The organism is Streptomyces hesseae (assembly GCF_031845785.1).
GTDB lineage: Bacteria > Actinomycetota > Actinomycetes > Streptomycetales > Streptomycetaceae > Streptomyces > Streptomyces hesseae.
Genome location: NZ_JAVRFI010000020.1, coordinates 99,323 through 117,258, shown reverse-complemented (window position 1 = coordinate 117,258; position 17,936 = coordinate 99,323). Strand labels below are relative to the sequence as shown.

The window sequence follows — 17,936 nt, the reverse complement described above, 5'->3', positions numbered from 1 at the left end:
TACGGCACACCTGACGTATCGTTGTGCCCGGAACCTAAGCGAGCAGTGATCGGCAGGGCAGTGCGCACGGATCGGACAGGGGGCGGGCGGTGACCGCCGACGATGGGGGAACCACCCGAGCCGGCAGGGCCACGGGGGACGACGGTACGAGCGGCACCGGTCAGGGCGGCACCGGTCAGGGCGCGCGCCACGCCGGTCACCCCGGGGTCGGGGAGGACATCGAGGACATCGGCGAGGAGGGCGACCCTCTCGCGCTCCGGCTGGAGTCGCTGATCCTCGGGGCCGAGCGCCGCTACACCCCCTTCCAGGCCGCCCGCGCGGCCGGGGTCTCCATGGACCTGGCCGCCCGCTTCTGGCGCGCCATGGGCTTTGCCGACATCGGCCAGGCCAAGGCGCTCACCGAGGCGGACGTGCTGGCGCTGCGGCGCCTGGCCGGTCTGGTCGAGGCGGGCCTGCTCAGCGAGCCCATGGCCGTCCAGGTCGCCCGGTCCACGGGCCAGACCACGGCCCGGCTGGCCGACTGGCAGATCGACTCCTTCCTGGAAGGGCTGACCGAACCTCAGGAGGGCCTGAGCCGGGCCGAGATCACCTATCCGCTGGTCGAGCTGCTGCTGCCCGAGCTGGAGGAGTTCCTGATCTACGTCTGGCGGCGGCAGCTCGCCGCCGCCACCGGCCGCGTCGTCCAGGCGGCCGATGACGCGGAGATGGTCGACAGACGCCTGGCCGTCGGCTTCGCCGACCTCGTGGGTTTCACCCGGCTGACCCGGCGGCTGGAGGAGGAGGAGCTCGGCGAGCTCGTCGAGGCCTTCGAGACGACCGCCGCCGACCTGGTCGCGGCCCATGGCGGGCGTCTGATCAAGACGCTGGGCGACGAGGTGCTGTACGCCGCCGACGACGCCGGCACGGCGGCGGAGATCGGGCTGCGGCTCATCGAGACCCTCACCAATGACGAGACCATGCCGGAGCTGCGGGTCGGCATCGCGTTCGGGACGGTGACGACGCGCATGGGTGACGTCTTCGGCACCACCGTCAACCTCGCGAGCCGGCTCACCTCGATAGCGCCGAAGGACGCCGTCCTCGTCGACGGCGCCCTGGCGGAGGAACTCACGCGCAACGGCGACGCGCCCAAGTCGGAGGCGGAGGTCGCGGCGGCGGAGGAGCGGGGCGAGTACCGCTTCGCGCTCCAGCCGATGTGGCAGCGGCCGGTGCGGGGGCTCGGCGTCGTCGAGCCTTGGCTGCTCACGCGGCGGGAGGGCGGCGGCTGAGGGTCGTGCCGTCGGGGTTGATCTCGGGTATGGCCCACCGGGGCCGTCGGGAGGCATGATCAGTGCCGTCCGTACACGGAGACCGGGAGGGCACCAGCGTGAGCGAACGCCGCATCGGAGAGTGGATCGCGATCCGGACGCACGAGAACGGCCACGTCGCCGAACTCGTCCTGGACCGGCCCAAGGCCATGAACGCCGTCTCCACGGAGATGGGCCGGCTCATCGGGCAGGCGACCGCCGAGCTCGCCGCCGACCGGGACGTCCGGGTCGTCGTGCTCACGTCCACCCATGAACGTGCCTTCTGCGTCGGCGCCGACCTCAAGGAGCGCAACTCCTTCACCGACGCCGACCTCGTCCGCCAGCGCCCCCACGCCCGGGCCTGCTATACCGGCGTGCTGGAGCTGCCCATGCCCACCGTCGCCGCCGTCCACGGCTTCGCCCTGGGCGGCGGGTACGAGCTGGCGCTGTCCTGCGATGTGATCGTCGCCGACCGGACGGCCGTGGTGGGCCTGCCCGAGGTGTCCGTGGGCGTGATCCCCGGCGGTGGCGGCACCCAGCTGCTGCCCCGCCGCGTCGGGGCCGCCCGCGCCGCCGAGCTGATCTTCAGCGCCCGGCGGGTGGAGGCGGCCGAGGCCCGGGAGTTGGGCATGGTGGACCTGCTCGTCGACGAGGGCCAGGACCGGGTGGAAGCCCTGGCCCTGGCCGCCCGGATCGCGGGCAACTCCCCGGTCGGGCTGCGGGCCGCGAAGCGGGCGCTGCGGCTGGGGCACGGGCTGGACCTGCGGGCCGGGCTGGAGGTCGAGGACGCGGCCTGGCGGTCGGTGGCCTTCTCCGGCGACCGGGCCGAGGGCGTGGCGGCCTTCAACGAGAAGCGGAAGCCCGACTGGCCGGGGGAGTAGGGCGTACCGAGCTCTTCGTTGCCCTTTATCGCGCGGATATTGTGCGGATATTGCGCGGAATGCGCCCGACGTTCTTACGCTGGAGTGCGTGGAGTGCGGGGCCGCGAGACCCTCGCGGTCACGGAATGTGAGGCTCGGGTGGCTGGTGACGGGGAGTGCGACGCCCGGCTGCGCGCTGTCGTGGAGCTCGCGCAGGCGATGGCCGCGGCGCCCACCCCGCTCGAAAGCGTCGAGGCCGCGGCGGAGGGCGCGCGCCGCGCGCTGGAGGGGACGTTCGCCGCGATCTCGGTGTGGGAGCGGGAGCGCGGCCGGCTGCGGGTGCTGGCGAACGCCGGCGAGCTCGCGGAGGGGGAGGAACGATTCCCCGAGGACGAGTCGTATCCCGTGGACGTCTTCCCCGAGATCACGGAGTTCCTGCATGAGCGGTGGGTGGGTGGGCAGCCCCACGCTTGGGTGGAGACGGCCCGTGGGGACGAGCGTGGGTCCGTCCTGTACTGCCATCAGCGCGTCGCCGCCCTGCGGCGGCGTGGGCGGGGGTGCTGCGTGGTCGCGCCGATCGTGCTGCACGGGCGGGCCTGGGGTGAGCTGTATGTGGCGCGCCCGGTCCGGGCGCCGCTCTTCGGGCCCGCCGACGCGGACTTCGCGACGGTACTGGCGGCGGTGGTGGCGTCCGGCATCGTTCAGACCGAGCGGCTGGAGGAGGTCCGGCGGCTGGCGTTCACCGACCCGCTGACGGGCCTCGCCAACCGGCGGGCGGTCGACGCGCGGCTGGACGAGGCGGTGGAGCGGCACGTGGGGGAAGGCGACGTCGTCAGTCTGGTGGTGTGCGACCTCAACGGTCTGAAGAAGGTCAACGACACCCTGGGGCACGCGGTCGGGGACCGGCTGCTGGAACGGTTCGGGTCGGTGCTGTCGCTGTGCGGGGCGAAGCTGCCGGGGGCGCTGGCGGCGCGGCTGGGGGGCGACGAGTTCTGTCTGCTGTCGGTGGGGCCGACGGCGGACGAGGTGGTGCGGGTCGCGGACGAACTGTGCCGGCGGGCGGGTGAGTTGGAGCTGGGGGAGGGGGTGGCCTGCGGGGTCGCCTCCACGGGGGACCCGATCGGGGTGGTGCGTTCGGCTCGGCGGTTGTTCCGGCTGGCGGACGCGGCGCAGTACCGGGCGAAGGCGGCGCGGTCGGCGAAGCCGGTGGTGGCGGGGCGGGACGGGGGGCGCGCGGACCCGGTGGTGCGGATGGCGGACCGGCCGCCGCGACCGCTGGCTGCGGAGCGTCGTCGGTTCCGGGGGGGGGGTGGGGTGGACGGGCCCTTACGGGGCTGACCTCTTCGCGGTGCCTGCTACTGCGGTGCTGGTTGCCCCGTATTTGGCACTAGCAGCGAAGAGCTCTTTACGCCCCTACCAGGGCCCATCCACCCCACCCCGCCCCCTCGCGTCCGCCCAGCCGGGTCGGCCCTTGTCGGCCAGCCCCCTACCCGGGCAATCCGTGCCGGGTGATCGGGCGGGTGGGTGGGCGAAATCCCCGCGCCGAAGGCGCGGGCACCCCCACCGGCGGGCAGCCGGCAATGTTCCGTCACCGGATGGCGTTACACGAGTACAAAGCCGACTAGTGACAGGTAGCGATTCAGTCTCTAGGGTGCCTGAATATGGATATGCACACTGTGGTGGTGGAGACGACCGGCACAACCGCGGAAGACGTGATCGCCGTCGCCCGCGACGGCGCCCGCGTCGTCGTGTCGGAGGAAGCCCTCGCCGCCGTCGCCGCCGCGCGGCAGGTGATCGACGATCTGGCCGCCAAGCCGGACCCGGTGTACGGCGTCTCGACCGGCTTCGGCGCCCTCGCCGTGCGGCACATCAGCCCCGACCTGCGGGCCCAGCTCCAGCGCAACATCGTCCGCTCGCACGCCGCTGGCATGGGCCCGCGCGTGGAGCGCGAGGTCGTGCGGGCGCTGATGTTCCTGCGCCTGAAGACGCTCGCCTCCGGTCACACGGGCGTACGGCCCCTGGTCGTGGAGACCATGGCCGACATCCTCAACGCGGGTATCACCCCCGTGGTGCACGAGTACGGCTCGCTCGGCTGCTCCGGCGACCTCGCGCCCCTCTCGCACTGCGCGCTCACACTGATGGGCGAGGGTGACGCCGAGGGGCCCGACGGTGTGGTGCGCCCGGCGGCGCAGCTGCTCGCCGAGCACCGGATCGAGCCCGTGGAGCTGCGGGAGAAGGAGGGGCTCGCGCTGCTCAACGGCACCGACGGCATGCTCGGCATGCTCGTCATGGCCTGCGCGGACCTCTCCCGTCTGATCACCTCGGCCGACATCACCGCCGCGCTGTCCCTGGAGGCGCTGCTCGGTTCGGAGAAGGTGCTGGCCCCCGAGCTCCACACCATCCGCCCCCACCCAGGGCAGGGTGCGAGCGCCGCGAACATGGCGGCGGTGCTGGCCGGTTCCGGGCTCACCGGGCACCACCAGGACGACGCGCCGCGTGTCCAGGACGCGTACTCGATCCGCTGCGCCCCGCAGGTCGCCGGGGCGGGCCGGGACACCCTGGCCCACGCCCGGCTGGTGGCCGACCGCGAGCTGGCCGCCGCGGTCGACAACCCCGTGGTGCTGAGGGACGGCCGTGTGGAGTCCAACGGCAATTTCCATGGCGCGCCGGTGGCTTACGTCCTTGATTTCCTTGCGATCGCCGCTGCTGACCTTGCTTCCATTGCCGAGCGTCGGACCGACCGGCTGCTGGACAAGAACCGTTCGCACGGGCTGCCGGCCTTCCTGGCCGGGGACGCGGGGGTGGACTCGGGGCTGATGATCGCCCAGTACACCCAGGCCGCGCTGGTCAGCGAGATGAAGCGGCTGGCGGTCCCGGCGTCGGTGGACTCGATCCCGTCCTCCGCGATGCAGGAGGACCATGTCTCGATGGGCTGGTCGGCGGCGCGCAAGCTGCGGACGGCCGTGGCGGCGCTCGGCCGGGTCATCGCCGTGGAACTGGTCGCCGCGACGCGGGCGATCGAGCTGCGGGAGGGCCTGGAGCCGTCCCCGGCCTCGCGGGCGGCGCTGAAGGCCGTGCGCGCGGCGGGCGTGGAGGGGCCGGGCGGAGACCGGTTCCTGGCGCCGGACCTGGCGGCCGCCGAGGCGTTCGTCCGGGCCGGGGAGCTCGTCGCGGCGGTGGAGCCGGTGACGGGCCCGCTGGCCTGACGGGCGGGCTCGATCAGCGGGCGGCGGTGCGTGACCTGCGGGCGGCGCCCGTGACCAGCGCGCCGCCCGCGGCGACGAACGCTATGCCACCGAAGAGATACGGAGTGGTGTCCACGCTCCCGCTGGCCGCCAGCTCCTGGGCGGCGGCGGGGGCCGACGCCGCGACGGCGCCCTGCTGCTTCTCGGGACGCTCGGGCGTAGCGTTGGCAGTGGGGACGAACCACAGCGCGCACAGCACCGTGCCGGCGGCGACGGCGGTCAGCAGCGGGCGACGGGTGGTCACGGGATGAATCCCCCTAGCGACGACGGAGATTGATGGTCGTGAGCTGTGGCGCGTCCCGACTGACACGATGTTAGTGACACCGGCGGCCGGTGGGGAAGCCATGGGGTGCCGGCGGTCTTGTTAGCAGGGCTTTCGTCCTTTATCAAGACCCCGGTTGTGGCCCCCGTCGCCCCAGAGGCTTTACTGGCGTGGTCTTTCCCACAGTTTGCCGATGAGTGGAACCGGCCCAAACGGTGCAGGCGTTCCCTTATGTAGTAGCCGGGATACGTGTAGCCCCACGAGCCCCACGATCGGCTCGGGGGATTCCGGGGTCCAGGAGCAATGGAGAAGCGTGTGATGACGTACGGCAAGCGCCGCAAGGGCCTGGTGGCCGCGGCCGCTGTGCTCGGCGGGGTACTGACTCTGGCCGCCTGTGGCGGCGACGGCGACGACGCCAAGGGTGGCGGTGACGCCAAGGGGAAGTCCCAGGGCCAGGTCGATGCCGCGGCCGCCAAGGACGCCTCCAAGGCGCAGATCAAGATCACGCCCAAGGGCGGTACCAACAACGCCGGCATCACGACCGACGCCGTGGCCGTCACCGTCAGTGACGGTGAGCTCACCAGCGTCAAGATGACGACGGACAAGGGCACCCCCGTCGAGGGTTCAATATCTTCGGACAAGAAGTCCTGGAAGCCGAACAAGCAGCTCGAGCGTTCGACCAAGTACAAGATCGTCGCCGAGGCGAAGGACTCCAAGGACCGCAAGGCCACTGAGAACTCCTCCTTCTCCACAGTCTCTCCCGACAACAGCTTCATCGGCTCCTTCACGCCGGAGGACGGCTCCACGGTCGGCGTCGGCATGCCCGTGTCGATCAACTTCGACAAGCCGATCAAGAACCGGAAGGACGTCCAGTCCCACCTGGAGGTCACCAGCACCAGCGGCCAGAAGGTCGTCGGTCACTGGTTCGGCGACCAGCGCATCGACTTCCGGCCGCAGGAGTACTGGAAGGCCAACTCCGAGGTCACGCTGAAGATGGACCTCGACGGCGTCGAGGGCGGCCCGAACATCAAGGGCGTCCAGAAGAAGACCATCAAGTTCAAGATCGGCCGTGCGCAGGTCGCCACCGTCGACGTCAAGACGCACCAGATGACGGTCGTCCGGGACGGTCAGACCATCAGGACCATCCCGATCTCGGCGGGCAGCCCCGAGAACAAGACGTACAACGGCAAGATGGTGATCTCGGAGAAGTTCGTCGAGACCCGCATGGACGGCTCGACGGTGGGCTTCGCCAAGTCCGACGGCAAGGGCGAGTACGACATCAAGGACGTGCCGCACGCCATGCGCCTGTCCACGTCGGGCACGTTCATCCACGGCAACTACTGGGGCAGCGGCATCTTCGGCGTCTCCAACACCAGCCACGGCTGTGTGGGCCTGGAGGACAAGCAGGGCGCCAACGACCCGAACACCCAGGGTGCCTGGTTCTACAGCAACTCCATCATCGGTGACGTCGTCGACGTCAAGAACTCCGGTGACCGCACCATCTCCCCGGACAACGGCCTCAACGGCTGGAACATGGACTGGGCGCAGTGGGTCGCGGGCAGCGCGACCGGCGCGTGAGCGTCCGGCTCCTCCGGCTCCTCTCCTGAGAGCTTGAAGGGGCCCTCCCGGCGGATTCGTCCGCCGGGAGGGCCCCTTTGTCGTTGGTCAGCCGTACCAGGTGACGTTGCGGACGTAGACGCGGCGGTGACGGGGTACGGCGAGGAAGCTGATGAAGCCGCGCCCACTGAGAACGTCGAATTCCCTCAACCCGCCTTCTCTGTCGACGGGTCTGCCCACCTTCGCCGAGTCGCCCCCGAGCGCGGCGAGCTCCGTGGCCGTCGCTCCACCTCCGCCACGACTCCCGGTGGCAGCCCCGCCGTGACGTGCCCCTCGTCCGGGTCGTACTCCCACGTCCACTCGGTCACAGCCCGGCCTCTGCCTCCGCCGCCTCCCGGATCCGCCGGATCTCGGCCATTGCTTCCGCCGGGTCCTGTGCTCCCTCGTCCACGATCCGCTCCAGTTCGCGCAGTCGGGCGGCGCGCACAGGGTGGCGTTCGATCGCGACGAAGACCGCCCAGGAGCGGACGAATGCACGCAGCGGGGCGAGGCTCTGGGTCTGCTGAGCGTTTGTCGTCGCCTCGAAGAGATGCTGGGTGAGCGCGGGGATCCGGCTCGGGGCGATCCGGGCCACGGCCGCTCGAAGGGCGTCCGGGGAGAGCTCGGGCATGGGAATCAACGGTCCGTACGGGCCGTCGGGCTGCGCACTCACAGTGGCCTCCGTCGAGAGCAGTCGTCCTTCGCAACCGTACTCCCGAGGCGAGGCGGGCATAGGCGTTCACGACGTACGGCTGTTCCGTGGCATCGCATGGAAATCCGAACGACAGCGTGGAGCTCGCGTCGTAGCGTGCGCGGAATGAGTGAACTGCTGTGTCTGAGCGATTGTCCGTCCGAGAGCGAGATCGACGGCTGGCATGCCGTCATGGCCGCCGCGCATGCCCGTGACCTGCCCGCCGTGCCGGGGCCCGGGCGGGTGGAGACGGCCGGGGTGCTGTGTGTGACGGAGGGCGACAGCCGGTACGTACGGCTGGCGGTGCCGGCGGAGGGCGGGGCGTACGCGGGGGTCGTCTCGTTGCGGCTGTTCGACGGCGAGGAGAACCGGAGGACGGCCTGGGTCGAGCACCTCGCCGTCCGGCCGGAGCTGCGGAACCGCGGCATCGGGACGCGCCTGTGGCAGGAGGTGCGGGCGATTCTGGAGCGGGAGCAGCGGACCGCGGTGGGCATCCAGGTCGAGATCGGCGGCGCGGGCGAGAAGTTCGCGCTCGCGCACGGTTTCGGCTGTGCCATCCCACTGGTGATGTATGTGCAGGATGTGGCGGGGGAGGAGGCCGAGGAGCCGGCTCTGCCGGAGGGGTATCGCTTCGTCGAGTGGGACGGCGCCGTGCCCGACGAGTTCGCCGTCCCCTTCGCGGCCGTCCGCGACGCCATGTCCGACAGCCCCTGGGGCGACTTCGAGGAGGAACGGCCGCGCTGGGACGCCGCGCGGTCCCGCGCCTTCCAGCAGCTCGTCGTCGACCGGGGCGGGGAGATGCTCACGGTCGTCGCGGTCGCGCCCGACGGCTCGTTCGCCGGTTACACCGAGCTCGTGCGGCGCTCCCCGGACGGCTCGCGGGCCATCCAGTACGGCACCGCCGTCGCCGCCGCCCACCGCGGGCTCGGCCTGGGCCGGGCGGTCAAGCTGCGGATGCTGCGGCTCGTGGGCGAGGGGCGGATGCCCGTCCGGGAGATCGTCACGGGCGTCTCCGACGACAACGGCCCCATGCGCGCCGTGAACAAGCTCCTCGGCTACCGCCCCGAGCGCTCCGTGGGGGTCTTCCAGGCCAGGCTCTGACCCAGGCTCCAAGCCGGGCTCCGACCCCGGGCGTGTGCCCTGCCTGCGGTGATGCGGGAAGATGGGATTCCACTCAGGCGCATCCCCGGCGCCCGGGCCCCCGAGGAAGCGAGCCCCCACCGTGCACAGCACCGAGTCGCCCCTGGAAACCGTCTCCGCGGCCGTACGCGGGCTGCGGGCGGCGCACGGGGACGATCTCGACGACGCCGTCTACGCCGCCGCCTCCACCCTGGCCGCCGCCCCGGCCGGCTGGGAGGCCATCAGCGGCGCGGTCGTCCGGCACGGCTCCGCGACCGTGCGGCGGGCCTGGGAGTACGGCTGGCAGCCCGCCGACGTCGTCCGGCTCGTACGGCGGGAACTGCCCGCCGCCGAGACCCGGTTCGCCGTCGCCCTCATCGCCGCCGAGGGCAGGCGCTACGCGCCGGAGACGCTCGACGCCCGCTGGGTCGCCCAGCTGGAGGAGCTCGACGCGCGCGCCTGGTGGGAGACGGACGACACCTTCCTCGACGGCTTCGCGGAGCGCGAGCGGCTGAGCCGCTTCGAGACCGCCGTCCGCGCCCTGGGCGCGCTGCGGCTGATCGACAGGCTGCCGAGGATAGGCGGCGTCGGCCCGCTGCCCGGCACCGGCGGGCACGTCCGCACGGCCGCCGAGGCCGTGGAACCCCGGATGCTCGGCCGCGTCCGGGCGCTGCTGGCCAAGGCGGAGTCGACGCAGTTCCCGGAGGAGGCGGAGGCCCTGTCGGCCAAGGCCCAGGAGCTCATGGCCCGGCACTCCATAGACGAGGCCCTGCTCGCCGCCGGCGCGGCCGCCGCCGGGGACGGGCCGGGCGCCTGCCGGATCGGCGTCGAGGGCCCGTACGAATCCGCCAAGGCCCTGCTCCTGGACGCGGTGGCCGCCGCCAACCACTGCCAGGCGGTGTGGTCCAGCGAGTACGGCTTCTCCACCGTCGTCGGCTTCGACGCCGACCTGGAGCTGGTCGAGCTCCTCTACACCTCCCTCCTCGTCCAGGCCACCGCCGCCATGGGCCGCGCCGCCGACGAGCACCACGCCCGTGGCCGCTCCCGCAGGACCCGCGACTTCCGGGAGTCCTTCCTGATCGCCTACGCGGGCCGCATCGGCGACCGGCTGTCCTCGGCCGTCCGCGACGTGGCCGCCGAGGAGACCCGGCCCGAGGTGCTGCCCGTGCTGGCCGCCCGGGACGTGGCGGTCGGCGAGACCGCCGGGCGGCTCTTCCCCGAGACCACCTCCCACCGGCTCAAGGGCCGCGACGCCGACGGCTGGGCCCGCGGCACCGAGGCCGCCGACGCGGCCCGCCTGGCGGGCGGCCGGTAAGGGGCGCCCCGTAAGGGGCGCGGGGAACTGCGCGATCAGCCCCCACCGGGCCGCAGGTGACCGGACCGCGCTGGCTATCGCCCGTCCGGCGGCGTGAAATACGCCCCCGGCGCCACCCCCACCCCCCGCCGGAACGCCGCGACGAACGCGCTCGGCGACCCGTACCCCACCCGCCGCGCCACCGCGGACACCGTGGCCCCCGCCGCGAGCAGCGGCATCGCCGCCTCCAGCCGCAACTGGGTGCGCCACCGCCCGTACGACATGCCCGTACCCTCCGCGAAGGCCCGCGCCAGCGTCCGGCCGCTCGCGCCCACCAGTGCGCCCCACTGCGCGAGCGTGCGCCCGTCCGACGGGTCCGCGCGCAGGGCCTCCGCCACCCGCCGGGCCCGGGGGTCGGCGGGCATCGGCGCCCTGACCGTCGTCACCGAGACGGGACGCAACTGGTCCAGCAGGACGTCCTCCGCGCGCTGCCGCGCCCCCGTGTCGAGGCCCTCCTGCGACAGATGCCCGATCAGCTCCCGTAACAGCCCGGAGACCGCGATGACTTGCGGCGCCTCCCAGCCGAACGGACAGCGGTCCGGCCAGAAGTACAGACTCCGCATCAGCGCGGCGCACGTGGCGCCCGTGGCGTGCGGGACGCCCGCCGGGATCCACAGCGCGACGGTCGACGGCAGCACCCACGTACGGCCCCCGGCGCGCACGGCCAGGACGCCGCGCGGCGCCCACGCCAGCTGATGGGCGCTGTGCCGGTGGACGTCGAACCACTCGTCCTCGCCGAGCGTGAAGCTCCCGACGGCTATGGCACTGCCGGCGGGGGCGACGACGTGGCCGGCGGTCTGTCCTTTCGGCGACATGACTTGGCCTCCTGGCCCGTATACGACACGGTCACCTGATTCCTAGCCTCGTCGCATGCCGATGAATCTCGTTCACCGCCGTCTGTGCAGTTCCGAGAAGTGGGCCCGGGCCGTCGAGGACCGTCTCCTGCCGTGGGCCCTGGAGGGGGTGCCGCTCGGGCCCGACGCCCTGGAGATCGGGCCGGGTTACGGGGCCACCACGCGCGTCCTGCTGCGCCGGGAGGGCGTGGCGCGACTGAGCGTCGTCGAGGTCGACGCGGCGTACGCGGCCGGGCTGCGCCGCGAGTTCGGCGACCGGGCCGAGGTCGTGCACGGCGACGGCACCGCCCTGCCCTGGCCCGACGGCCGCTTCGACTCGGTCGCCTGCTTCACCATGCTCCACCACGTCCCCTCGCCCGCCCGCCAGGACGCCCTCTTCGCCGAGGCGCACCGCGTGCTGCGCCCGGGCGGCGTCTTCGCCGGCTGCGACTCGCTGAGCAGTCGGCGCTTCCGGTTCATCCACTGGGGCGACACCTGTGTGCCGGTGCCGCCCGCGACACTGGAGACGCGGCTGCGGGCGGCGGGGTTCGCGGAGGCGACGGTGGAAGTGGGGACGGGTAGCTTCCGCTTCCGGGCGATACGGGCGGGGCAACGGGCGGGGTGACGGGCGAGGCAGGGGGGCTTGCGTCAGCCGATCGTCACCCGCACCACGCGGCCGGAGGCCTCGGTGACGAACAGCTCGCGGCGTCCGTCGTGGTCGCCGAACGCACGCGGCACCCGGACGCTCGTCGGCATCCGCAGCCCGTCCACCAGCACGCAGGACCGTCCGGTCGCCGGGTCCACCCGGATCAGCTCGCCGCTCCGGAAGGCCGCGACCACCAGGCCGTCGCCGAAGAAGGTGAGGTCGTCGAGGAACTTGCCGTCCAGGACGGTGTGGCTGAGCCGGGTGACGGTGGTGTGCCGCGCCGGGTCGGCCAGGGGGACGCGTACGACCGGGGACGAGCCGTTGACGAGGACGCTCGCGTAGAGCTGGTCGCCGACGATCTCCAGGCCGTTGGCGCCGAAGACGTCCGCCTTCCTCGTCCACTCCTCGTCCCGGGTGCCGTCCGGCCGGACCTTGAGGATGCCGGTGGCCAGCTCACGGCTGAGGTAGAGATTGCCGGCGGAGTCGATGGCGAGACCGTTGATCCCGGGGGTGCCGCCGAAGACCTTCTCGGGGCGGGGCTCGGTCGCGGCGGGGTCGAAGCGCATGACGCCGCCGTCCCGCATCAGTGGACTCACCCCGAAGTTGACGTACATCATCCCGTCCGGGCCCCGGCGGATCGCGCCGGGCCCGGGCACGGTGAAGGACGCCTTCAGCGTCCCGTCCGGGGCGTACCCCTCGACGCGGTTCCGGACTATGTGCGAGACCCAGAGGGTGCCGCGTCCGTCGAACTCCAGGTTCTCGCGCCAGTCCAGCAGCGGCACGCCGCCGTCCCGGAACACGGTCACGGCCGTCCGCGCCCCGCAGTGGTCCGGCCCGGCGGCGTTCGCCGCCTCCGGCCCGCCAACGGTCAGCGCGGCCACCAGACTTCCGACGATCGCGAGTGAACGCATGGGTCTGCGTATGGATCTACGTATGGATAAAGGCATAGGCATGCGCCCCGTTGTACCGGCAGCCGCAGGCAACCCACCAGCCATTCGTCCGCCAAAGGCCTCTGAGATCATCTCCCGGTGATACCCAGCACCACAGCCCGCTTCGCCGGTGACTTCGAGGCCCATCTCACCGTCCGTGCCGACGGGCCCGCGACCGTGACCGCGCTTGAGCGGTACGCGGCCGGCCACGGCATGAAGTGCGCGCACATCGTGCTGGACCGGGGCCGGACGCCCAGCCAGCCGATGCTCACACTGCGCGGCTCCGGGCGGCTGCCCGTGGTGCGCGAGGCGGTGGAGGGCGCGGCACGCGGGGTGCGGGAGGCCGGGTTCGCGGTCGTCCGGACGAAGATCGAGGCGACCCCGTGGGCGGAGGGCGTTCCCGGCACCGACGCCGAGGCGGCGGCCCTCGGGGCGCGGTACTACTTCGAGCACCACGTGAAACTCCTGCTTACCCCCGGCACGGACACCTCTCCCCTCACGGCGCTCGCCGAGGCCCACGGCGCGCACCTCTCGCGCAACGCCCGCCGGGTGCGGGCGGACGGTCGCGCCGAGCGGTTCGTCACCCAGCGGTGCCGCCTGGTGGGCCGCCCGGCGGCGGAGGAACGGCTGGACGCGCTGCTGGCGGCCCTGCGCGACGCCGGGTACGACGTGGCTTCCAGCGAACGGGAGTTCGTCGTGCACGACAGTGACGAGTCGGTCGACGACGGCTGGATCATCGAGGAAACGGGGAGAAACGCATGACGGCGACACCGTGGGAGAAGTTCTCGTACGGACCGTGGAAGGCGACGACGGTCGTCCCCCAGCTCCCGCCCGACGAGGCCACCCGGCAGGAGAAGGACCTGCCGGCGACGCTGCGCCCGGTGCCCGGCGAGGGCGTCGTACAGCATCCCGTGTACGACCCGGCGGCCAACCATCACGTCCTGGGCATGCGGCTGAGCGAGCCCCGGTTCACGGACCCGGACCGGGGCGAGGCCTGGTTCGCGGCCCGCCGCCACGCCCTGGACCACGTGCTCGCGGCGGTCGCGGACTCCCCGTGGGCCGAGCACCTGGTGCTGCGCGGCAGCGTGCTGCTCAAGGGGTGGTTCGGCGACGCGGCCCGCGAGCCCGGCGACCTGGACTTCGTCGTCGTCCCCGACACCTGGCAGCTGGAGGACGACCGCACGGACGCCATGCTCGACGGCATCGCCCGCGCCGCCGAGGCCGCCTCGCGCGCCACCGGCGGTCCCGTCCGCATCGACGCGGCGGGCGCGGTCGGCGACGAGATATGGACGTACGACCGGGCGCCGGGCCGCCGGCTCGTCCTGCCCTGGACGGCCGGGACGGAGGGACTTCCTCCAGGCACCGTCCAGCTCGACTTCGTCTTCAACGAGACGCTGCCCGCCCCGCCCGTACGCACCGCGATCCCGCCCCTCGGCGGCGGCGCGGGCGGACCCGTCTCCCTCATGGCGGCGAGCCCGGAACTCTCCCTCGTATGGAAGATCCTGTGGCTGGTGAGCGACATGCACCCCGAGGCCAAGGACCTCTACGACGCGGTCCTCCTCGCGGAGAGCGTGACCGTGCCGTACGAGCTGCTGGACCGCGTCCTCACGGAAGCGGGGGAGTGGTCCGACCTCCCCTACATCCTCGGCCATGCTGGCGAGGTCGACTGGCCCGAGTTCGAGAAGGACTACCCGGACAACCCGGAGACCGGCGGCGGCTACCTGCTGCGCCTCGTCGTCGCCCTGTCCCGTGGCTATGTGCCGGACGAGGCCGGCGCGTACGCCCGGCTGGCCATCGCCTTCGAGGACGTCACGGCCGTCCTGCGCGAGGAGCGCGCGGCGGGCGGCATGGAGGCCGTCGAGTCGTGGTTCGCCCGCCGCGTGGTGTCCAGCATCTGCGCCCTGATCGCCGTGCGCGAGCTGCTGGGCGGCCGCTCCGGGTGCACCCTGCGCGAGGCGGCGGACGTGGTGGTGTCCTTCCGTGACCGGAGCCGTGGCGAGGACCGCCCGGCCGTCAGGCCGTACCACGGCGACCCCCACCACCTCGCGGCACGGCTGGAGGAGATGGGGTAGCCGGGACAAGCCCTCAGGCGCGGGCGCGCAGGGCGAACATCAGCGGGATCCTGGGCTCGTCGTCCGGCAGCCGCCACCAGCCGCATTCGTCCCGCACCATGGAGGGGAACCGCTGCCAGGGCAGCAGATCGGTCTCCCGCAGGAGATCCACGGTCAGCCCCGCGCCGGTGACGGCGGTGACGACCTCGCCGATCCCGTGCCGCCACTCGAAGCTCGTCGTCGCCTCGCTCAGGGGCGGGCCGTCGGTGTACGTGTGGGGGTTGTCGCTGCGGATCGGGCCGCGCCCGCCCAGGTAGTCGTGCGCGAGCAGCAGGTCGTGCTCCCCGGGCCGGCCCACCGGGCCGAGCGAATCGAGCAGCGGATGGAACTCCACCACGTACAGCACACCGCCCGGGCGCAGCAGATCACGGACCGTTCCCGCCCAGGCGGCCAGGTCCGGCAGGTAGCACAGGGCGCCCTTGCCGGTGTAGACCACGTCGAACCGCCGCCCGCCGAGCGCCTCGACGGCCCGGTGGACATCGGCCCGGACGAACTCCACGTCGCGGCCCGACTCCTCCGCGAGGCGCCGCGCCTGCGCCACGGCCTCCCCGGAGAAGTCCAGCCCGACCGTGTGCGCCGCGCCCCGGGCGGGGAACGCCTGGGTCTCGGTGCCCAGATGGCACTGGAGGTGCAGCACCCGCCGCCCGGCCAGCCCGCCCAGGTCCTCCCACTCGAAGGGGGCGAACCAGTCCTCGGGGGAGCGGGAGCCGTCCAGCCCGTAGAAGGCGCTGGCCACGTGCACGGGGGTACGGGCGTCCCAGTTGCGCCGGTTGGCGCGCAGCATCTCTTCCTCGGTCGTCATGGGACCGTTCTACCGGCTTGCCGTTCAACCGGCCGGGAGACGTAGTTGGTTCCCTAGTGACAAAAACGTATCCGTGCCCTTCGATGTGCGTGACCGTCCCATCACACACAGGAAGTGATCGCATGCTGCGCGCGTTACGTGCCCTCGGCCTCGCTGTTCTCACGGCAGGTCTGACCCTCACCGCGGCCCCGGCCGCGACCGCCGCCCCGGCCGCCGCCACTGCGGCCGAACGGCAGCTCACCCCCATCGGCGGCGGCACCGGGATCATCTTCCGGATCACGCCGACCCCGGAGGAGCGCCAGAGCTTCTTCGTCTGCACCCTCACCGCCGTCGGCCGCGACGACGCCGGCAACCTGGTCGGCCTGACCAACGCCCACTGCTTCATCGACGAGAAGGGCAACAAGCTCGTCGGCGAGAAGGTCTACCGGGACACCTCCCCCGCCGGCACCGCGGCCGCCCCCGCCGACCTCAACGCCAGCCGCCCCGACCTGGAGACCGGCCCCATCGGCACGATCACCTACGTCAGCACGCCCAACAACCTGCTCAACGCCGGTCCCAAGGGCCTCGACTTCGCGGTCATCAAGCTGGACGAGTCGAGAGTCGCCCCCACCGCCACCGTCGGCGGAGTGACCATCTCCTCGATAGGCGCCCCGCCCCCCAACGGCACCCGTATGTGCAAGCAGGGCCACCGGACGGGCCTGACCTGCGGCATCAAGCTGGGCACCCACGACATCTGGTTCACCCACCTCATCTGGACCAACGGCGGGGACTCCGGCTCCCCCGTGGTCAGCGGCCAGACGCTGGTCGGCAACGCCTGGGGCGTACAGCACAGTTCGGCGATCCTGGACATCATCGCGGAGATGAACGCCAACGGCGGCGTGGGCGCGGGCTTCCACCTCGCGGTCTGAGCGGTTCGAGCCGCGGCCCTAGGACGGAAGTCCCAGCCGGAGATCCACACAGCGGCGGAGCCGGGGCCGGGGCGGTGGCTGAAAGGGTGGTGATCCTCCGATACCCACCGGAACCGCCTGGGAGATCAGATGGAGCCCGCGACCAGCCGTGACGTGACCACCCCCGCCACTGCCCCCGACGCATCGGCAGTACTGCGACTGATGGAGGAGGCGTTCGGATTCCTCCACTCCGCCGCCCTGCGGACCGCCGCGCGGCTCCGGCTCGCCGACCGCCTCGCCGACGGACCGCGCACCCCCGCCGAACTCGCCGAGGCCACCGGCACCGACGGCACGGCACTGCGCCGGCTGCTGCGGCTGCTGGCGTCGCGCGGCGTCTTCGAGGAGGACGGGACGGGCGCGTTCGGGCTGACCCCCGCCGCGTCCGTCCTGCGCACGGACATACCGGGCTCGCTCCACGCCACGGTGCTCCTGCTCACCGACGACATGTTCCTGCGCCCTGCGGCCGACCTCGCCGAGACGGTCCGCACCGGGGAATCCGCCTTCCCCAGGGTCTTCGGCACCCCGTTCTTCCAGCACCTCGAAACCGACAGCGCGGCCCGCGAGGTCTTCGACGCCGGGATGGCGGCCTTCTCCGGCCCGCTCGACGACGTGGTCGCCGCCGCGTACCCGTTCCCGGACCGGGGCACGGTCGTGGACGTCGGCGGCGGCCGGGGCGGACTGCTCCGCTCCGTCCTGCTGCGCCACCCCGGCCTGTCGGGCGTCCTCTTCGACCAGGCGCCGGCGCTGCGCGAACCCCTGCTCGACTTGGCGGAGCTGACGGGACGCTGGCGGGCCGAGCCCGGGGACTTCTTCGCCGCCGTCCCGAAGGGCGACATCCACGTCCTCAAGCACGTCCTGCCCGACTGGAGCGACGACGACTGCGTCCGCATCCTGCGCTCCTGCCGCCGGTCCCTCGCCCCGGGCGGCCGTGTCCTGATCGTCGACGCCGCCCCACCGGCGGGCAACGCCCCGCACCCGGGCAAGGACCTCGACATCCTGATGCTGACCGCCCTCGGCGGCAGCACCCGCACCCCCACGGAGCTAGCCACCCTCTTCACCCAAGCCGGCCTCCGCCACGTCCGCACCCTCCCCACCCCGGGCTTCGCCTCGATCGTGGAGGCGGAGGCGGAGGCGGCGACGGTCTGACGCACCGGTGGGCTAACCGGCCCAGGGCCGGTGGGCCGCCCGTCAGCCGTCGGCCTTGGCCATGCCCACCGGGCAGGAGACGCCCGTCCCTACGGGGGTGTAGCCATGTGAC

Annotated in this window: 17 protein-coding genes; 12 read left to right on the top strand and 5 right to left on the bottom strand. The window is 72.6% G+C overall.

What is annotated here, in order from left to right:
- The first annotated feature begins 89 nt into the window (after positions 1 to 89).
- From RM609_RS26045 to hutH, 4 genes are all read left to right on the top strand, one after another.
- Complete coding sequence (locus RM609_RS26045; RefSeq protein WP_311613996.1) at positions 90 to 1,265, top strand: adenylate/guanylate cyclase domain-containing protein; 1,176 nt, start codon at positions 90 to 92, stop codon at positions 1,263 to 1,265.
- A 98-nt stretch (positions 1,266 to 1,363) separates the two neighbouring features.
- A complete protein-coding gene (locus RM609_RS26040; RefSeq protein ID WP_311613995.1) occupies positions 1,364 to 2,164 on the top strand; it encodes an enoyl-CoA hydratase/isomerase family protein in 801 nt (266 codons plus the stop codon).
- Between the two features lie 198 nt (positions 2,165 to 2,362).
- A complete protein-coding gene (locus RM609_RS26035; RefSeq protein WP_311614020.1) occupies positions 2,363 to 3,481 on the top strand; it encodes a GGDEF domain-containing protein in 1,119 nt (372 codons plus the stop codon).
- Positions 3,482 to 3,810: 329 nt separating this feature from the next.
- On the top strand, positions 3,811 to 5,349 hold the full coding sequence (gene hutH, locus RM609_RS26030) for a histidine ammonia-lyase (protein WP_311614019.1): 1,539 nt from the start codon (positions 3,811 to 3,813) through the stop codon (positions 5,347 to 5,349).
- A gap of 13 nt (positions 5,350 to 5,362) precedes the next feature.
- On the opposite strand, the gene RM609_RS26025 is transcribed toward hutH, so the two are convergent.
- Positions 5,363 to 5,632, bottom strand: coding sequence for a hypothetical protein (locus RM609_RS26025; protein ID WP_311613994.1), 270 nt, complete (start codon positions 5,630 to 5,632; stop codon positions 5,363 to 5,365).
- 321 nt (positions 5,633 to 5,953) lie between these two features.
- Here RM609_RS26025 and RM609_RS26020 point away from each other — a divergent pair, with 321 nt between their 5' ends.
- Positions 5,954 to 7,228 (top strand): L,D-transpeptidase, encoded by a 1,275-nt coding sequence (locus RM609_RS26020; protein WP_311613993.1) that lies wholly within the window; start codon positions 5,954 to 5,956, stop codon positions 7,226 to 7,228.
- Between the two features lie 343 nt (positions 7,229 to 7,571).
- Here the strand turns inward: RM609_RS26020 and RM609_RS26015 are convergent, their stop codons facing one another.
- Entirely contained in the window at positions 7,572 to 7,919 is a 348-nt protein-coding gene (locus tag RM609_RS26015) for a DUF6247 family protein (protein WP_311613992.1), read from the bottom strand.
- 144 nt (positions 7,920 to 8,063) lie between these two features.
- Here RM609_RS26015 and RM609_RS26010 point away from each other — a divergent pair, with 144 nt between their 5' ends.
- Positions 8,064 to 9,038 carry a GNAT family N-acetyltransferase gene (locus RM609_RS26010; RefSeq protein ID WP_311613991.1) on the top strand — a complete coding sequence of 325 codons (975 nt, stop codon included), beginning with the start codon at positions 8,064 to 8,066 and terminating at the stop codon, positions 9,036 to 9,038.
- 121 nt (positions 9,039 to 9,159) lie between these two features.
- A complete protein-coding gene (locus tag RM609_RS26005) occupies positions 9,160 to 10,371 on the top strand; it encodes a DUF2786 domain-containing protein (protein ID WP_311613990.1) in 1,212 nt (403 codons plus the stop codon).
- Positions 10,372 to 10,445: 74 nt separating this feature from the next.
- Here the strand turns inward: RM609_RS26005 and RM609_RS26000 are convergent, their stop codons facing one another.
- Positions 10,446 to 11,225, bottom strand: coding sequence for an AraC family transcriptional regulator (locus RM609_RS26000; protein WP_311613989.1), 780 nt, complete (start codon positions 11,223 to 11,225; stop codon positions 10,446 to 10,448).
- A gap of 55 nt (positions 11,226 to 11,280) precedes the next feature.
- On the opposite strand from RM609_RS26000, the gene RM609_RS25995 reads away from it, so the two are divergent.
- Positions 11,281 to 11,868, top strand: a complete 588-nt coding sequence (locus RM609_RS25995; RefSeq protein ID WP_311613988.1) for a class I SAM-dependent methyltransferase — start codon at positions 11,281 to 11,283, stop codon at positions 11,866 to 11,868.
- A 23-nt stretch (positions 11,869 to 11,891) separates the two neighbouring features.
- On the opposite strand, the gene RM609_RS25990 is transcribed toward RM609_RS25995, so the two are convergent.
- On the bottom strand, positions 11,892 to 12,800 hold the full coding sequence (locus tag RM609_RS25990) for an SMP-30/gluconolactonase/LRE family protein (RefSeq protein WP_311613987.1): 909 nt from the start codon (positions 12,798 to 12,800) through the stop codon (positions 11,892 to 11,894).
- Between the two features lie 117 nt (positions 12,801 to 12,917).
- On the opposite strand from RM609_RS25990, the gene RM609_RS25985 reads away from it, so the two are divergent.
- Positions 12,918 to 13,580, top strand: coding sequence for a hypothetical protein (locus RM609_RS25985; RefSeq protein ID WP_311613986.1), 663 nt, complete (start codon positions 12,918 to 12,920; stop codon positions 13,578 to 13,580).
- A complete protein-coding gene (locus tag RM609_RS25980) occupies positions 13,577 to 14,890 on the top strand; it encodes a nucleotidyl transferase AbiEii/AbiGii toxin family protein (RefSeq protein ID WP_311613985.1) in 1,314 nt (437 codons plus the stop codon). The genes RM609_RS25985 and RM609_RS25980 overlap by 4 nt, the downstream gene beginning before the upstream one ends.
- A gap of 13 nt (positions 14,891 to 14,903) precedes the next feature.
- On the opposite strand, the gene RM609_RS25975 is transcribed toward RM609_RS25980, so the two are convergent.
- Positions 14,904 to 15,731 (bottom strand): class I SAM-dependent methyltransferase, encoded by an 828-nt coding sequence (locus tag RM609_RS25975; RefSeq protein WP_311613984.1) that lies wholly within the window; start codon positions 15,729 to 15,731, stop codon positions 14,904 to 14,906.
- A 122-nt stretch (positions 15,732 to 15,853) separates the two neighbouring features.
- On the opposite strand from RM609_RS25975, the gene RM609_RS25970 reads away from it, so the two are divergent.
- Both RM609_RS25970 and RM609_RS25965 read left to right on the top strand, forming a co-directional pair.
- Positions 15,854 to 16,639, top strand: a complete 786-nt coding sequence (locus RM609_RS25970) for a trypsin-like peptidase domain-containing protein (protein WP_311613983.1) — start codon at positions 15,854 to 15,856, stop codon at positions 16,637 to 16,639.
- 129 nt (positions 16,640 to 16,768) lie between these two features.
- The gene (locus RM609_RS25965; RefSeq protein ID WP_311613982.1) at positions 16,769 to 17,824 is read left to right on the top strand and encodes a methyltransferase; all 1,056 of its coding nucleotides are present in this window, start codon (positions 16,769 to 16,771) and stop codon (positions 17,822 to 17,824) included.
- The last annotated feature ends 112 nt before the right edge of the window (positions 17,825 to 17,936 follow it).

What these genes read in the sequence shown, in the direction of transcription:
- RM609_RS25980 (WP_311613985.1), top strand. Translation starts at nt 13,577, where the DNA reads ATGACGGCGACACCGTGGGAGAAGTTCTCGTACGGACCGTGGAAGGCG.
- RM609_RS26010 (WP_311613991.1), top strand. Translation starts at nt 8,064, where the DNA reads ATGAGTGAACTGCTGTGTCTGAGCGATTGTCCGTCCGAGAGCGAGATC.
- RM609_RS25975 (WP_311613984.1), bottom strand. Translation starts at nt 15,731, where the DNA reads ATGACGACCGAGGAAGAGATGCTGCGCGCCAACCGGCGCAACTGGGAC.
- RM609_RS25965 (WP_311613982.1), top strand. Translation starts at nt 16,769, where the DNA reads ATGGAGCCCGCGACCAGCCGTGACGTGACCACCCCCGCCACTGCCCCC.
- RM609_RS25990 (WP_311613987.1), bottom strand. Translation starts at nt 12,800, where the DNA reads ATGCGTTCACTCGCGATCGTCGGAAGTCTGGTGGCCGCGCTGACCGTT.
- hutH (WP_311614019.1), top strand. Translation starts at nt 3,811, where the DNA reads ATGCACACTGTGGTGGTGGAGACGACCGGCACAACCGCGGAAGACGTG.
- RM609_RS26020 (WP_311613993.1), top strand. Translation starts at nt 5,954, where the DNA reads ATGGAGAAGCGTGTGATGACGTACGGCAAGCGCCGCAAGGGCCTGGTG.
- RM609_RS26000 (WP_311613989.1), bottom strand. Translation starts at nt 11,225, where the DNA reads ATGTCGCCGAAAGGACAGACCGCCGGCCACGTCGTCGCCCCCGCCGGC.
- RM609_RS26035 (WP_311614020.1), top strand. Translation starts at nt 2,363, where the DNA reads ATGGCCGCGGCGCCCACCCCGCTCGAAAGCGTCGAGGCCGCGGCGGAG.
- RM609_RS25995 (WP_311613988.1), top strand. Translation starts at nt 11,281, where the DNA reads ATGCCGATGAATCTCGTTCACCGCCGTCTGTGCAGTTCCGAGAAGTGG.
- RM609_RS25970 (WP_311613983.1), top strand. Translation starts at nt 15,854, where the DNA reads ATGCTGCGCGCGTTACGTGCCCTCGGCCTCGCTGTTCTCACGGCAGGT.